General features: G+C 65.0%; 13 protein-coding genes and 1 pseudogene. 4 read left to right on the forward strand and 10 right to left on the reverse strand.

The features are described 5' to 3' along the window. Window positions 1–35: 35 nt before the first annotated feature. From B0G57_RS15420 to argS, 6 genes are all read right to left on the reverse strand, one after another. Entirely contained in the window at window positions 36–389 is a 354-nt protein-coding gene (locus tag B0G57_RS15420; RefSeq protein WP_018441095.1) for a YciI family protein, read from the reverse strand. A 205-nt stretch (window positions 390–594) separates the two neighbouring features. Continuing rightward, window positions 595–2,190: an ABC transporter substrate-binding protein gene (locus B0G57_RS15425; RefSeq protein WP_018441094.1), complete on the reverse strand. Its 1,596-nt coding sequence runs from the start codon at window positions 2,188–2,190 to the stop codon at window positions 595–597. 142 nt (window positions 2,191–2,332) lie between these two features. Next, window positions 2,333–3,148 (reverse strand): helical backbone metal receptor, encoded by an 816-nt coding sequence (locus tag B0G57_RS15430; RefSeq protein ID WP_018441093.1) that lies wholly within the window; start codon window positions 3,146–3,148, stop codon window positions 2,333–2,335. A gap of 70 nt (window positions 3,149–3,218) precedes the next feature. Beyond that, on the reverse strand, window positions 3,219–3,860 hold the full coding sequence (locus tag B0G57_RS15435) for a thiol:disulfide interchange protein DsbA/DsbL (protein WP_018441092.1): 642 nt from the start codon (window positions 3,858–3,860) through the stop codon (window positions 3,219–3,221). Window positions 3,861–4,116: 256 nt separating this feature from the next. Next, window positions 4,117–4,917 (reverse strand): SPOR domain-containing protein, encoded by an 801-nt coding sequence (locus tag B0G57_RS15440; RefSeq protein WP_018441091.1) that lies wholly within the window; start codon window positions 4,915–4,917, stop codon window positions 4,117–4,119. Window positions 4,918–5,077: 160 nt separating this feature from the next. Continuing rightward, complete coding sequence (argS, locus tag B0G57_RS15445) at window positions 5,078–6,856, reverse strand: arginine--tRNA ligase (protein ID WP_018441089.1); 1,779 nt, start codon at window positions 6,854–6,856, stop codon at window positions 5,078–5,080. Window positions 6,857–7,145: 289 nt separating this feature from the next. Between argS and B0G57_RS15450 the strand changes: the two genes are divergently transcribed. Then, window positions 7,146–7,472, forward strand: coding sequence for a DUF1840 domain-containing protein (locus B0G57_RS15450; protein WP_018441087.1), 327 nt, complete (start codon window positions 7,146–7,148; stop codon window positions 7,470–7,472). Between the two features lie 125 nt (window positions 7,473–7,597). Here B0G57_RS15450 and metH read toward each other — a convergent pair whose 3' ends face one another. From metH to B0G57_RS15470, 4 genes are all read right to left on the reverse strand, one after another. After that, window positions 7,598–10,315, reverse strand: a complete 2,718-nt coding sequence (gene metH, locus B0G57_RS15455; RefSeq protein WP_018441086.1) for a methionine synthase — start codon at window positions 10,313–10,315, stop codon at window positions 7,598–7,600. Between the two features lie 35 nt (window positions 10,316–10,350). Further along, a complete protein-coding gene (locus B0G57_RS15460) occupies window positions 10,351–11,439 on the reverse strand; it encodes a homocysteine S-methyltransferase family protein (RefSeq protein ID WP_018441085.1) in 1,089 nt (362 codons plus the stop codon). A gap of 215 nt (window positions 11,440–11,654) precedes the next feature. Further along, window positions 11,655–11,912, reverse strand: a complete 258-nt coding sequence (locus B0G57_RS15465) for a BTH_I0359 family protein (protein WP_018441084.1) — start codon at window positions 11,910–11,912, stop codon at window positions 11,655–11,657. 269 nt (window positions 11,913–12,181) lie between these two features. Then, window positions 12,182–13,399, reverse strand: coding sequence for a DUF3108 domain-containing protein (locus B0G57_RS15470; RefSeq protein WP_102607127.1), 1,218 nt, complete (start codon window positions 13,397–13,399; stop codon window positions 12,182–12,184). 206 nt (window positions 13,400–13,605) lie between these two features. Here B0G57_RS15470 and B0G57_RS15475 point away from each other — a divergent pair, with 206 nt between their 5' ends. The 3 genes and pseudogenes from B0G57_RS15475 to B0G57_RS15485 form a co-directional block, all read left to right on the forward strand. After that, window positions 13,606–14,628: a fumarylacetoacetate hydrolase family protein gene (locus B0G57_RS15475; protein ID WP_018441082.1), complete on the forward strand. Its 1,023-nt coding sequence runs from the start codon at window positions 13,606–13,608 to the stop codon at window positions 14,626–14,628. Window positions 14,629–14,763: 135 nt separating this feature from the next. Then, complete coding sequence (locus B0G57_RS15480; RefSeq protein WP_018441081.1) at window positions 14,764–15,567, forward strand: PhaM family polyhydroxyalkanoate granule multifunctional regulatory protein; 804 nt, start codon at window positions 14,764–14,766, stop codon at window positions 15,565–15,567. Window positions 15,568–15,978: 411 nt separating this feature from the next. Beyond that, window positions 15,979–16,168 (forward strand): annotated as a pseudogene (locus B0G57_RS15485) (ferritin-like domain-containing protein); the annotation flags it as partial.

Raw genomic sequence — 16,168 nt, forward strand, 5'->3', positions numbered from 1 at the left:
ATCGACATCGGCACGGGCCGACTAGGTACAAACCCCTATTCATAGCAAGGCGCGAGACGGCGGACCTCGACGGTGCACCACTGGGCGGCCGGGCATTCGGCCGCAATCGCGACGGCCTCCTCCTCGCGATCGCAATTGAGGAGGTAGAAGCCGCCGACCATTTCCTTGGCTTCGGCGAACGGGCCGTCGACGATGCGGCGCTCGCCGCCGCGAACCTCGACGCGCACGGCTTCGTCCGTCGACGCAAGCGATTGCGCCGCCACGAGCAGACCGCGCGCACGCAGATCGTCGGCGAAACGAAGCATGACGTCGTAGGCTGCGCGTCCTTCTTCCGGCGTGCGCGCGCGGCGCTGTTCGAGCGGCTCGACGATCAGTAGCAGGTAGGACATGACAGCTCCTTCGGTGGGGCGGTGGAGGGCATGTTGAATCGGAGAATCCAAAGGATAAGGCACCGCCGTTACCGCTGCCAGCTTTCGCCTCGACTGGAGCAAGCGGTAACGAGCGCCATCGTGCGGGCTGCCTTGCGTCAGGACGGGCGCCCGCCAAGCGGCGGACGAGCGGCCGCCCGGCGGGGCCCAAATTCGCCGATGGGTGTCACTGCACGGCGACCGCGCCGAAGTTCTGTCGCCCGAACGGGCTCACCTGATACCCGCTCACGCTCGCGCGCGTGATCGCGGCCGCGGTCGGATAGCCGAGCGGGATCCACAGCGCCTCGTCGTGGATGATCTTCTGCGCCGCTTCATAAGCCTGTGCGCGCTTGGTCTGATCGGCCGTCTCCTTGCCCTCGGCGATGAGCTTATCGAGCTTCGGATCGCAGTACCGGGCGAAGTTGATGCCCGATTTGACGGCGTTGCAGCTGAAAAGCGGCGTGAGGTAGTTGTCCGGGTCGCCGTTGTCGCCCGCCCATCCCATGAAGAGCAGATCGTGTTGACCTTGCTTCGCTTCCTTGATGAGCTCGCCCCATTCGATAACCTTCACGTCGGCCTTCACCCCGATCTTCGCGAGATCGGCCTGCAGCAGCTCCGCGCCGGCCTTCGGGTTCGGGTTCAGGACGCTGCCGCTCGGGCGCACCCAGATCGTCGTTGCAAAGCCATTCGGCAGGCCGGCCTCGGCCAGCAGTCGCTTCGCCTTCGCGATATCGTGCGGATACGCGGCGATCGACTTGTCGTAGCTCCAGGTGTTCGGCGGATAGGGGTTCGTGGCCGGCTGCGCCGTGTTGTCGAATACGGTCTTCAAATACGTCGTCCGATCGAACGCGAGGTTCAACGCCTGCCGCACCTTCTCGTTGTCGAGCGGTTTGTGCTGCGTATTGAGCGCAATGAACGCCGTCATGAAGGCGGGCGTCTCGACGACCTTCAGCGCCTTGTCGCCTTTCGCGGCGGCAACATCCTGCGGCTTCGGCGAGAGCGCAATGTCGCATTCGCCGGCCCGCACCTTCTGCGCGCGCACCGTCGCATCGGGCGTGATCGCGTAGATGAGCCGATCGATCTTCGGTTTCGGCCCCCAGTACCGCGGATTGATGTCGTAGCGGATCACGGCGTCCTTCGTGTAGCTCTTCAGCACGAACGGGCCCGTGCCGATCGGCTTCGCGTTGAGCTCGGCCTCCTTGCCGGCTTTTTCGAGCTTGTCCGCATACTCGGCCGAATAGATCGAAGCGAAGCCCATCGTCAGAATCGGCACGAAGGTCGCGTTCGGCTCGTTCAACTCGAATTTCACCGTGCTGTCGTCGACTTTGGTCACCGCTTTAACGAGCTTCACGAGCCCCATCGACTGCGCGTGCGGAAACCCGTTCGGTCCGCTGACCTTGTGCCACGGATTCGAGGCGTCGAGCATGCGCGAGAACGTGAAGACGACGTCGTCGGCCGTCAGGGGTCGGGTCGGCGTGAAGTAATCGGTCTGCTGGAACTGCACGTTCGGACGCAAGTGGAACGTGTAAGTCAGGCCGTCGCTGCTCACCTCCCATTTGTCGGCGAGCGCGGGCGCGACTTTCTTGTCCGCTTCGTCATAGGACACGAGCGTGTTGAAGATCACGTCGGCCGACGCGTTCGTCGTCACGAGCGAGTTGTATTCGACGACGTCGAAGCCGTCCGGGCTCGATTCCGTGCAGACGGTCAGCGGCTTGGCGGCGGCGAGCGCCGGCAGGACGGCGGGCGCGATGGCGATGAAGGCGGCAAGCAGTTTGAGGCGCATAGGTTCTGGTTCTCCTTGAAGCGCGTGGGTTTTTGGGTTCCCAAAGGCAAGCAGCGCGGGAATCGCTCGACGAATATTACGTTGTCGAAGGCTTCGCTGCAGAGGAGCTCGGGCTGGCGGTCGTCGGCATGGCGGGGGGGCGTTATCCTTCGAGCGCGAGCCGCCGCAGGTAGTCGAGCCCGTCGATCGCACGTGAGCCGTACCACGAAACCATTTCGCCATCGATGAGGCGCACGGTCTTTCCGGTGAGCAGAGGATCGGCCGCGAGTGCTTCGCGGTGCCGCTCGGTGAACCGATAGGGCTCGCTCGACAGCAGAACATCGTCGACATCGGCCATCCAAGCGGCCGAGAGCTCGAACGACGGATAGCGTGCGGACCCGGCGCGGCCGCCCGACACGGCCGGTAACGTCTGCCAGTTGACAAGCCGCAACATCGAGGAAATGTACGTATCTCGCGCGACGGTCATCCAAGGATCGCGCCAGATGACGTAGAGCACGCGCCGCTCGGGCCATTGCGTGGCCGACAGTGCGTCGAGGCGGGCGCGCAAGGCTTCACCGAGCTGGCGAGCGGCGTCTTCGCAGCCAAAGATCGCGCCGATCAGCGCATAGAGTGCCAGGTTGTCGCGAGGCGTAAGGGGATGGGTAACGACGATGTGCGGGACGGACTCGGCGAGCGCATCGATCGTCGCCTTTTCGTTTTCGTCGACATTGACGATCAGATGGGTGGGGCGTAGTGCACGGACCGCGTCGAGCTTGACCGCTTTCGTGCCGCCCACCTTCGGCACAGCGCGCACGCGCTCGCGCGGATGGATGCAAAAACCGGTGCGGCCGACGACGAACCTGTCGAGCCCCAGCGCAAAGAGCAACTCGGTGACGCTCGGTACGAGGGAGACGATGCGGGCATCGGGCCCGGCGGGTGCGTGAGCGGTGCCGCTCGCATCGACGTTTTCGGCCGGCATGGCGGTCTCGCGCTGGCGCTTGGCGCCCGGCCGGCAGCCTCAGCTCGGGCCGCCGGTCGGCAATCGGACTTCAGCCTTTTTTCGCGCGCACCTGCGCGACGAGGTAGTCGAGCACTTGCAGCGTGCCGTCGAGGCTGTTGGTTTGCGCGGGGCCGGTCTCATACTTGCCCTGCACAGCGAGCGTCGGCACGCCGTCGATCTTGTAGTCGGCGATCAACTGCTGTGCGCGCTTGAGATTGCTTTGCACCGAGAACGAGTTGTACGCGGCGAGATATTTCTGCTTGTCGACGCCTTGCTTCGCGAGGAAGTCGGCCTGGGCCTCGGGCGTCAGCAGATAGTCCTTGTTTTTATGGATCTCGTTGAAGATCGTCGGCGTCAGCTTGTCGGTGAGCCCGAGCGCGTCGAGCGCAAGCAGCATCTTCGAGTGCGGGATGAAGTCGTCGCGGAACGCGACGGGCACGCGCCTGAAGACGACGTCAGGCCCTTGCTTGGCCTTCCACTTCTCGATGTACGGATCGAACTCGTTGCAGTGCGGGCAGCCGTACCACATGAATTCGATCACCTCGACCTTGCCGGCCGGCACATCGACAGGCTGCGGCGAGCCCAGCACGGTGTAGTCCGTGCCCGCGACGGGCGCGGATGGCGAGGCCTGCGCGACGCCGAACATGGCGAGGCCGACGGAGAAGAACAGTGTGCGGATCAGCTTATTCATAAGGTCTTGGTCTCGGTGATCGATCAACGTGCGCCGTCGCGGGACGATGTGCCGCGCAAAGAGACGGCTGCCGTCCTGAGACTGCCGCGGCCGCTCGTTGGTTCAGGTCCGAACCGGCGAAGCGACGAGCGGCCGGCGGAAGCTCAATCTTACTGTGGCTTCGCAAAAACCGGGCGTAAGCGCTCGCGCCAACGCCGGCCATGGCTTTGCACAGGGGGAGGCGCTGAAACGCCAACTCCCGCCGTGCCCGCATCGACTATTGCTTGGGTGCAGGCGGGATCACGACCGTGTCGATGCCGGCTTCCGAGAGCCGCTGCCGGACCCCGTTCATGTCCTCGAACTTGGCGAATGGGCCGATCCGGACGCGGTAGTACGACGCGCCGCGCTCCGCGCGCTGCGTCACCTTCGACTCGATGCCCTGGAACGCGAGCCGCGCGCGCTGCTGCTCGGCGGCCGACGCGCTGCCGTAGGAGCCCGCCTGGAGGAAGTAAGCGGCGCTCGCCTGCACGTTGGACCCGTTCGGCGCCGGGGCCGCCGGCGCATTGCTCGCGCGCGGCGCCGGCGCGCTGCCGGGCTGCGGCACGTTCGCGATGATGGGCGGCTTGGTTGCCGGCATGTTCGGCGGCGTTTGCGTGGCGCCGTTCGGCGCCGATGCGCCTGGCGGCACCTCGACGATCTGCGGCTCCTGCAGCATTCCGGTCGGCGCGTTCTGGTTCGTCGCGGGGCCCGATTGCCCCGGTGCCGTGTTCGGCGGCGCGTTCTGCGCCGATTGCGGCACCGGCTGGCCCGGCGACTTGCCTTGCAGCGAGCGGTTCGGATCGAACTGCTGCTCGACCGCGCCGGTTCCCGAGGCCGCCGGCGGCACGACTTTTTCGACGAACGGTGTGGGCGAGCGCGTGATGTAGAGCGCTACCACGACGGCGATCGCAAGCCCGACGATCAGGCCCAGCACGACGCCGAGGAACGTGCCCCCCGACTGCTTCCTCTGCTTCGGCGAGCGGGAGGAAGTCCCCTTGGGGGAGGTGTTGCGTGGCGAACTGCGGCTCGGTTTTGCCATTGTCTCAATTACCTGCAAAAGAACTCGGGAACACGAAAAACGAGCGGGGCGCGGCGCGAAAGCCGCGCGGGTGGGGCGAATGGACCGCGAACACGGCGAACGTCATGGATGCGGCCATCGATTATAGCGACGGCCGAGGACGGCATGGCACCATGGGCGGCTACATTTTGGCTGGCGCCGATACGCCGAGAATCGCGAGACCGTTGGCCAGCACCTGGCGCGTCGCCGCGATCAGCGCGATGCGCGCTTCGCGCTCGGCGCGTTCGTCGACGAGGACGCGCTCGGCATTGTAGAACGAGTGGAATTCGCCTGCGAGCTCGCGCAGATAGAAGGCGACCGCATGCGGCGCAAGCTCGGCGGCCGCGTGCGCGAGCACGTCGGGGTACTCGGCGAGCTTGGCGCATAGTGCCATTGCGCGCGTGCTCGAAAGCGGCGTGACGTCGGTGCCGCGCAGCGTCATTTCATCGCCGCCGAATCGGGTCTTCCATTCGCCGAGCACCGACGAAATCCGCGCGTGCGCATATTGGACGTAGTAGACCGGGTTCTCGTCGTTTTGCTTGAGCGCGAGGTCGATATCGAAGACGAATTCCGTATCGGCCTTGCGCGAGATGAGGAAGAAGCGGACCGCGTCGCGCCCGCGCCGGATCGTCTCCTCGTCGAGCAGCTCGGGCGAGGTCTCGGCGCCCGGCGCCGCGCCGCCCGACCACTCGATCAGATCGCGCACGGTGACGTAGCTGCCCGCCCGCTTCGAGATCTTGACCTCCTGGCCGTTGCGCATGACCGTGACCATCTTGTGCAGGACATAATCGGGATAGCCCGCGGGAATGCCGATGTCGAGCGCCTGAAGGCCCGCGCGCACGCGCGCGATCGTGCCGTGATGGTCGGAGCCCTGCACGTTGATGACCTTCGTGAAGCCGCGTTCCCATTTCGCGACGTGGTAGGCGACGTCGGGCACGAAGTACGTGTAGGTGCCGTCGGACTTGCGCATGACGCGGTCCTTGTCGTCGCCGTATTCCGTCGTGCGCAGCCAGAGCGCGCCGTCCTCTTCGAACGTCTTGCCCGCCTTGACGAGCGCTTCGACCGTTTTCTCGACGCGTCCCTCGGTGTAGAGCGACGATTCGAGGTAGTACCGGTCGAACTTCACGCCGAACGCCTGAAGGTCCATGTCCTGTTCGTGGCGCAAGTAGGCGACCGCGAATTTGCGGATCGCTTCGAGATCGTCGATGTCGCCCTTGCCGACGACCGGCTCGCCGTCCATCGCCGCGACGGTCTCGCGCTTCATATAGCTTTGCGCGATCTCGGCGATGTACTCGCCGTTGTAAGCCGCTTCGGGCCACCCGGCGTCGCCGGGCGCGAGGCCGCGCGCGCGGGCCTGTGTCGAGATGGTCAAATTCTGGATCTGCACACCCGCGTCGTTGTAATAGAACTCGCGGTGCACGTCGCATCCTTGGCTCGCGAGCACGTTCGAGAGCGCGTCGCCGAGCGCCGCCTGACGGCCATGCCCGACGTGCAGCGGGCCCGTCGGATTCGCCGAGACGAACTCGATCATCACGTGCTTGGCCGCAGCACGCGCGCTGCGGCCGAACGCCGCGCCTTCATCGAGCACCGCGGCTACGACGGCTTGTTTCGCGCCCGTGGTCAGGCGCAGGTTGATGAACCCCGGGCCGGCGATTTCGGCGCTCTCGACGAGGCCGCGCGCGCCCGCCTGCGCCATCAGCGCATCGACGATCGATTGCGCGAGCTCGCGCGGATTCTTCTTGAGCGGCTTCGCGAGCTGCATGGCGGCGTTGCAGGCAACGTCGCCGTGGGCGGCGACCTTCGGCCGCTCGAGCGTGATCGAGGGCAGCGCGGGCGGCGCCGCGCCTTCGAGCTTGGCGGCGACTTGCTCGACACTCGCGGCGAGCAATTTTTCGAGAGTCTCTTTTTGTACGGGCAGCATGCTGGTTCAGGCGATCGAATGGGGGCGGCCGCGGGGTGGCGCGGCCGGATGAGGGTGGGCGAGCGATCTGTCGCTCGGGCGCGACCCATCAAGGCGATTGCGCAGCCGGCGCGGGCCGCGGGCGATTGCATCGCGGCGGCGCATCGCGGCAGTCCAGACGGATTTTAGCAGGTGCTAATATGTCCAATCAGCAGCTCCCGTCGCGAGTCGCGGCAGCTCAGGGCTGGCGCGCATTCGGCACGGCGCGAGGAGCCTCCTGGATTCGACAGAAAAACGTGGGGAACGCGTTATGCTCATCACTTTCAAATGCCGCTCGACGCCCGATGTCATGATGCTGGAAAACTTGGCCCAGTATCTGGTGGGAATCATCGGCAAGCACCTGGGTCAGCGCGGCGTCATCACGCATGACGAACTCGACGAGGCCATCAGGCGGCTCGAAGAGGCGATCGTCTTCGATAAGAAGGAGATCGCGGAGAAAGACGGCCACTTCCATGAAGGAGAGGAAGGACACGAGCCGCACGAGTTACCGATCGGACTTGCGCAGCGCGCCTATCCGTTCCTCGACATGTTGCGCACGGCCAAGCGCGAGAACACCGACGTGCTTTGGGGCGTTTGAGCCGCCTACTCAATTGCTAAGACAAAAACGCGAGAGCCCGCGAAAGCCGATCGGCTGAGGCGGGCTCTTGTGCTTCCGCGCGAGGCCACGCGGGGGCCCGCGAGAGAGGCCGCGAGCCTCGACGCTCAAAGCTGCGGGGCCAGTGCCCGCTGCGCATCGGACATCGAGAGACCCATGCGGCGCGCGTAGTCTTCGAGCTGATCGCGATCGATCTTGCCGACCGAGAAGTAGCGGCTTTCCGGGTGAGCGATATAGAAGCCCGACACACTGGCGGCCGGCAGCATCGCGAGCGAATCGGTCACGCTCATTCCCACTTCTTCGGCTTTGAGGGTCTCGAAAAGGTCGCGCTTCACGAGATGGTCGGGACACGCGGGATAGCCGGGCGCGGGCCGGATTCCGACATAGCGCTCGGCGATGAGCGCCTCGTTGTCGAGCGACTCGTCGGGAGCGTAGCCCCAGAGCTCGCGCCGCACGCGGGCATGCATCGCCTCGGCGAACGCTTCGGCGAGGCGATCGGCGAGCGCCTTGAGCATGATCGCGCTGTAGTCGTCGTAATCGGCGAGGAACTGCTTTTCTTTCGACTCCACGCCGAGGCCGGCCGTCACCGCGAAAAGCCCGATGTAATCGGCGACGCCCGATTCCTTCGGCGCGATGAAATCGGCGAGCGATCGATTCGGCCGCATGACGCCGTCGACGACAGGCCGCACGCTTTGCTGCCGCAGATTGCGCCACGTCAGCGCCACTTCCGAGCGTGATTCGTCGGTGTAGATCTCGATGTCGTCATCGCCGACCGTGTTGGCCGGCAACAGCGCGATGACGCCATTGGCCGACAGCCAGCGGCCCTGAATGAGTCGCGCGAGCATCGCTTTGGCATCGGAGAAGACGCGCCGCGCCGATTCCCCGACGATCTCGTCGTTGAGGATCGCCGGATAGGCGCCGGCGAGATCCCATGTCTGGAAGAGCGGGCCCCAATCGATATAGTGGGCGAGCTCGGCAAGGTCGTAGTTGCTGAAGACACGCCGGCCGACGAACTTGGGCTTGACGGGCCGGTACGCGGCCCAGTCGATCTTCGTCCTGTTCGCGCGCGCGGCTTCGAGCGTGACCATCGGCAGCGCTTTCTTGTTCGCGTGCTGCTCGCGGATGCGCGCGTATTCGGTTTTAAGGTCGTCGAGGTACTTCGCGGCGCCTTCGTCGGAGAGCAGGCTCGACGCGACCGAAACCGAGCGCGAGGCGTCCGGCACATAGACGACGGGGCCTTCGTAGTTCGGCGCGATCTTGACTGCCGTATGCACGCGTGACGTCGTCGCCCCGCCGATCAGGAGCGGGATCTTCTTCACGCGGAAGTAGTCGTCGCGCTGCATTTCGGAGGCCACGTAGGCCATTTCCTCGAGGCTCGGCGTGATGAGGCCCGAGAGGCCGACGATGTCCGCGCCCTCGACCTTCGCCTTCGCGAGAATCTCGTTGCAGGGGACCATCACGCCCATGTTGACGACTTCGAAGTTATTGCACTGAAGTACGACCGACACAATGTTCTTGCCGATGTCGTGCACATCGCCCTTGACGGTCGCGATGACGATCTTGCCTTTCGCGCGCACGTCGCCGCCGGCCTCGGCCAGCAGCCGCTTCTCTTCCTCGATGAACGGAATCAGATGCGCGACGGCCTGTTTCATGACGCGGGCCGATTTGACGACCTGCGGCAGAAACATCTTGCCCTGCCCGAAGAGGTCGCCGACGATGTTCATGCCGTCCATGAGCGGCCCTTCGATCACGTTGATGGGCCGCCCGCCCGCCGCCGCGATCTTCTGGCGCGCTTCCTCCGTGTCGTCGACGATGAACGTCGTGATGCCGTGCACGAGGGCATGCGCGAGCCGCGCCTCGACGGGCCCGTTGCGCCATTCGAGGTTTTCTTCCTTCTTGGCCGCGCCGGTCTTGAACTTGTCCGCGATCTCGAGCAGGCGGTCGGTCGCGTCGGGCCGGCGGTTGAGAATCACGTCTTCCACGCGCTCGCGCAGCTCCGGGTCGAGATCGGCATAGACGCCGAGCTGGCCGGCGTTGACGATGCCCATATCCATGCCGGCCTGAATCGCGTGATAGAGGAACACCGTATGAATGGCTTCGCGCACCGGGTCGTTGCCGCGAAACGAAAACGACACGTTCGAGACGCCGCCGCTCACCTTCGCATACGGCAGGTTCTGCTTGATCCAGCGCGTCGCTTCGATGAAGTCGACCGCGTAGTTGTTGTGCTCCTCGATGCCGGTCGCGATCGCGAAGATGTTCGGATCGAAGATGATGTCCTCGGGAGCGAATCCCACTTCGTCGACGAGGAACCGATACGAGCGCCGGCAAATCTCGGTCTTGCGCTCGAACGTGTCCGCCTGTCCTTGCTCGTCGAACGCCATGACGACGGCCGCCGCGCCGTAACGGCGAATGAGCCGCGCGTGATGGCGGAACGCCTCCTCGCCTTCCTTGAGCGAGATGGAGTTCACGATCGCCTTGCCTTGCACGCACTTCAGCCCCGCTTCGATCACTTCCCACTTCGACGAGTCGATCATGATCGGCACGCGCGCGATGTCGGGCTCGGACGCGATGAGATTCAGAAAGCGCACCATCGCGGCTTTCGAGTCGAGCATCGCCTCGTCCATGTTCACGTCGATGACCTGTGCGCCGTTCTCGACTTGCTGGCGCGCAACGGCGAGCGCTTCGTCGAACTGCCCGTTCAGGATCATGCGCGCGAACGCTTTCGAACCGGTGACGTTAGTGCGTTCGCCGACGTTGATGAAAAGCGAGCCCGGCGTGACGTTGAACGGCTCGAGGCCGGCGAGGCGCATCGTGTGATCGGTCATGGCGAATGCGATGGGAAAGTCTTGGGGATGGGTGATCAAGCCGCGTCGCGGTATTGGCCGGGCCAGCGCCGCGGCTTGACCGCTGCCAGCGCTTCAGCGATCGCGGCGATATGCTCGGGCGTCGTCCCGCAGCAGCCGCCCGCGACGTTGACGAGGCCCGCCTGCGCGAATTCCTTCAGGAGTCCTGACGTATCCGCGGGCGTTTCGTCGAAGCCCGTCTCGCTCATCGGATTGGGCAGGCCCGCGTTCGGATAGCACGAAACGTAGGTGTCGCAAAGCTTCGCGAGCTCGGCGATATACGGCCGCATGAGCGCGGCGCCGAGCGCGCAGTTGAGGCCGAACGTGAGCGGCTTTGCGTGGCGAAGCGAATTCCAGAACGCTTCCACCGTTTGCCCCGACAGAATGCGTCCCGACGCGTCGGTCACGGTGCCCGAGATCATGATCGGCAACAGCTCACCGGTATCTTCGAAAAGCTCGTCGAGCGCAAAGAGCGCCGCCTTCGCGTTCAATGTGTCGAAGATCGTTTCGACGAGGAAAAGGTCGACGCCGCCTTCGAGCAGCGCCTTGGCCTGCTCGTAATACGCCTGGCGCAGCTCGTCGAACGTGATGTTGCGCGCACCCGGGTCGTTCACGTCGGGCGAGATGCTCGCTGTCTTCGGCGTCGGCCCGATCGCGCCGGCGACGAAGCGAGGCTTTTCGGGCGTCGAATACTTGTCGCATGCGGCGCGCGCAAGCCTCGCCGACTCCGCGTTCATTTCCGCGGCGAGCGCTTCCATTCCGTAATCGGCCTGGGCCACGACCGTCGCGCCGAAGGTATTCGTCTCGATGATGTCCGCACCGGCGGCCAGATATTGCTCGTGAATCTCGCTGATGATCCGCGGCTGCGTGAGCGAGAGCAGCTCATTGTTGCCCTTCACGTCGCGCGTGAAGTCCTTGAACCGCTCGCCGCGATAGCGCGCTTCGTCGAGCTTGTAGCGCTGGATCATCGTGCCCATCGCGCCATCGAGGATCAGGATGCGCGACGCGAGCAGTTCGGGCAGCATTGCGCCGCGCGTATAGGATTTGGCCGTTGCAGCCGATGCATCGGAATGGGGCGCGGCGGAAAAGGCGGCAGAAGAAGTCATGGCGAGCGGGCTCTACGCCTTCGATACAGTGGGAAGTCCCACATTGTAGCTGTTGCGGCCCGGGCTCGCCCGGCAAGGGGACTCTCCCCAAAGGGCTATTCCCGTGCGCCGGGCCGGTAAAAAGAGGAAAAAGGAGCGAAAAATGGAAAACCCCGCCGCGTTTGCATCGACGGGGTTTAGTCTAGCTGCGGGCAGTGTCGCCGCGGGTCGCCGGCTCAGTGGAGCACGACGGGCTGGTTCATGAGGCTGTCGAACTGGCCGAGAAATTCGTCGACTTCATCGAGCGTCGGCTCTTCCTCGATCAGCTTTCGAACATGTTCGCGAAAGCGTGCCGCCATTGCGCCGTCGATGAAGATTTCGCGCTGCGTATTCTTGTCCACGATTTCGTAGCCGCCGGCGTTCATCGCAAGATGGCCGGCCTGGGGCGCAAACTCGACGACACAGTAGTTGGGGCTGTTGTAGATCATTTGCATGGCGACACTCCTTATTCCGATGGCCTTTGGCCGTTTTCCGCCCTGAAGGTGGAGCGTATGCATGGAATTTCAAGGGGTGGGTCTTAAACGACGCTTAAACCTCCCGTCAGACCGTTGCAAAAAACAAACCTCCGACTTCGGAGTCCTTGAAAGTTAGACCTCGCCCGCGCCAAACGTTCGCGCGCGACGGCCAGATACCGAGGCTCGTCCGTGCGCCTCGACACCTTTTATAACGGCACTCGGATCCGTTCGTTTAGGGTCTCTTCGGCCTATGGCTCGACGCGTGACGGCTGCGGTGCGAAGCCATTATCGGACGAATTGTCGGGTCTCACCGAAGAAGTCGCATTTTCCGCGCCCGGCGCAGCAAGGGCGCCGCCCCAGACCAGCTCGATCTGCGCGCCATTCGGCTCCGTTTGCATGATGCGCGCCGGCAACCAGCCGAGCGCCGGGGCCAGCCACACGTCGATGCGCCGCGCGTCGCCCGCGCGCCGCGGCAAGCGCATGAAGTGCCGCGCCTCGACGAAGCCTGCCGGCGTGCGTACCGTTTCGTCGCCGATCGTCTCGATCGGCCAGAGTTCGCCGCTGTCGTTGTCCGCAACATAGAACTCGCGCGTGACCCCGGGCTGGTAGGCGTCGGGATCGCCTTTCACGAGACTCGCGAGTTGCATGATCACGCTGAACCGATCCTGTGCGCCGTTCGCGAGCGGCAGCGTCGACGGCGTTCGCGTAAAGGCGATGTGTCCGGCTGCGCGATCGAACGTCGTCACGTCCTGGCCGCGGCGGCCGCGCGTCTCGATATAACGCTGTGGGGCGAGGCCGAATGCATCGATGTGCCCCTCGCTCACATAGGTGTAGGTGCCGACGAACGGCAACGGCACCGAGACGACCATCGTGTAGCCGCTGCCGTCGCTCGCCCAATGAATCGTGCCGGGCGCGTTGCGCACGCCGTTGTAGAACGTCTCGTAGCGCAGCTCGCCCGATGGCGGCGTCGAAAATTTGACGCCCCGGCCGGCCGCGCCGCTCGCGTTCTTGGCGGCCGATGTGGTCTCGCCCGCCGTTGCACTGCCGCTCGCCGCGGTCCCCGTGCCGTTCGCGGCAAGCGCGGCCGATGCGGCCGGCGGCGCGGACGCTTCAACGGGAGCCGACGGCGGCGCGGGCGGCGCATGCGGCGCGATCGCCCGCAGCACAGGCTCGGCGGAAGACGCGCTGCCCGGTTTCTTCGCCGCTGGTACGGCCGGGCGTGAGGGATTCGCCGCTTCGTGCGTGGGCTCGCGCGAGATTCGCTGCGGCCGCAGCAGCTCGATTTCGACAGGCGGCTTTTCGGCGGAAGGCGTCGCGGTCTCGCGCTCGCGGGAAAACCAGATACCGACTATGCCATGCACGATCAGCACGACCGCCAGGACTGCGCACCAGCGCGCCGCGCCTGAACCGGCTGAACGAGCGACGGGCGTGGTGCGAGGGTCGGCGGCGGTGAAAGCGGATGGCATGGCGACAGCGGATGCGGCGTCAAGAGAAAGGGAAGCGACGTGCTCAACGCCCGTCGTCAACGGGACGCGCCGGAGCGTCGCGGCGTGTATGCGGCAATCGTAAGCGCGCAAGCGCCAAGCCAAGGCAGCCTGAACGGTCGCCGCCTCGCACCATCGTAAAATAGATCGCATTCATCGTCACGCCACTCACACTGCCTCCATCTTCTATGAAACTTGCCACGCTCAAGGACGGTTCGCGCGATGGTCAGCTCATCGTCGTGTCGCGCGATCTGCAGACGGCCGTCATCGCGAACGCGATCGCACCGACACTTCAGCGCGCGCTCGACGATTGGCCTTTTTACGGGCCGCAGCTCGCCGAGCTCTACGACACGCTGAATCAGGGCCGGGCCCGCCACGCATTCGCGTTCGAGCCGGAGCACTGCATGGCGCCGCTGCCGCGCGCGTTCCAATGGGCCGACGGCTCGGCATACGTGAACCACGTCGAGCTCGTGCGCCGCGCGCGCGGTGCCGAGATGCCGCCCGAGTTCTGGAGCGATCCGCTCATGTATCAAGGCGGCAGTGACGATTTCCTCGGGCCCTGCGACGACATCGTCTGCGCGTCGGAGGCATTCGGCATCGACTTCGAAGCCGAAGTCGCCGTCGTGACGGGCGACGTGCCGATGGGCGTCACGCCTGACGCCGCGCTGCGCAGCGTGCGGCTCGTGATGCTGGTCAACGACGTCTCGCTGCGCAATCTGATTCCGGCCGAGCTCGCGAAGGGCTTCGGCTTTTTTCAGAGTAAGCCGGCGACGGCATTCGGGCCCGTCGCGGTCACGCCCGACGAGCTCGGCGATCATTGGCGTGAAGGGCGCGTGCATCGCCCGATGATGGTGCATTGGAATGGGCGCAAGGTCGGCCAGCCCGACGCGGGCGTCGACATGGTGTTTCACTTCGGCCAACTGATCGCGCATGCGGCGAAGACGCGCAACCTGCGAGCCGGCTCGATCGTCGGCTCGGGAACGGTCTCGAACAAGGACGCCACGCGCGGCTATTGCTGCATCGCCGAGAAGCGCTGCCTCGAGGCAATAGCCGACGGCGCGGCGAAGACGGAATTCATGAAGTATGGCGACACCGTGAAGATCGAGATGTTCGACGAGGCCGGCAAGTCGATCTTCGGAGCGATCGAGCAATCCGTCGCACCGCTCGACGACTCCGCCCAGTCCGCCGCGCGACTTGCGCAAGCGGACTAAAGCGCCGCTCGCGCGCCGGGTTTCGCCCGATGCCTCGGCGCGCCCGCCGGCCTACACTGGTTTTTCAGAAGAATGACGCACGCTTGAAGGAAGGCTCGACGCATGTCCCACGAACGCAGCAACGGAGGCTAGACGATGACCGATACCACCGGCGACAACAAGCCGTTCCCCGGCTTCCCGGGTTTTCCGCCCGCCGAGATGCTCGACAAGATGTGGGACATGATGCGGCTCACGCCATTCGGTGCGGCCTTCCCAGGCATGCAGCCGGGCACGGCGCAGGGGCTCGGTTCGCCACTCGCGGCGATGTCGGACATGATGGCGCCGCTCATGAGCGTCGAGGAGCTCGATAAGCGCATCACCGATATGCGAGCGGTCGAGCAATGGCTGAAGCTCAATCTCAGCATGCTGCAATCGGCGACGCAGGCGCTCGAAGTGCAGCGCGCGACCCTGTCCACGTTGCGCGCATTCGGAGCGTTCGCGCAGGCATCGATGACGGAGCCCGCGCAGGGCGCGGCCAGGTCGCAAGACGCCACGGCCGCATCCGCGTGGGGCGCCAAGCCGCGCGAAAGCGCGGCGCGAGAGGAAGCGGAATCTGGCGAATCGACGGGCGAAAACGCCAGCGGGCCACAAGGCGACGCGCCCGCGGCGGCGGCGTTCGACCCGGCGGCCTGGTGGAATCTGCTGCAGTCGCAATTCAATCAGCTCGCCTCCTTCGCCGTGGCGCAGTCAGGCGCGGCGGCATCCCCCGGCGCGGGCAACGCGACGAACGATCCGCCGGCGAAAAAAGGCGGCAACCCGGCAAAGGGCGGATCGACGGGCAAGCGCGCGGCGGATCCGGATCCGGCCGGCACGGACAAACCCGCGGCGAAGCGTTCCGCGGCGCGCAAGCCGGGAGACAAGCCAGCGGGCTCGTCGCCCGCGTCTTCGACCGAGAAATGATGTCGCCCGTCGGCGCCGCCCTGCGCCGATCGGCGCGTGAGCGGCTCGCGGGCTGGATCGCGTCGGCGAACAGCCTGCGCATGATATAATCTCAAAGCTTTCGATCTGTGGGCGCACATCAAAAACCAAGATCGCGGCAGTCCGTCGCGCCGCCGTCCGCCGGAACACGAAAGGAAAGGCTCGGTTGCCTTGAGCGAAACCCGCTCGAACTCATTGCGACCGACATCGCCAGCGACGAAACGTGCCGCTAGAGCGGGCAGATTGCCGGACCGACACGGTTGAGCTCGGTCGATTTGCGGCGGCTGTTACCGCGTACAATTGCAAATTCGGTTTTTCGTGTGCGCCTATTGGTGCGGCTGCGGCAATAGTTGAAGACACACGAGTCGCAATGGGCAGACTAGGGGTGGGACGATGAACACCATGCTTTATCCGGAACTTTACAAATCGCTCGAGTCCGTTCGATGGGACATGGAGAAGGACATTCCCTGGGACAAGTTCGACGGCTCCTTGCTCACCGACGAGCAGGCGACGACGATCAAAATGAACGCGATTACCGAATGGTCGGCATTGCCCGCCACGGAAATGTTCCTGCGCGATAACC

Origin of the sequence: Trinickia symbiotica (assembly GCF_002934455.1) — a bacterium.
Lineage (GTDB): Bacteria > Pseudomonadota > Gammaproteobacteria > Burkholderiales > Burkholderiaceae > Trinickia > Trinickia symbiotica.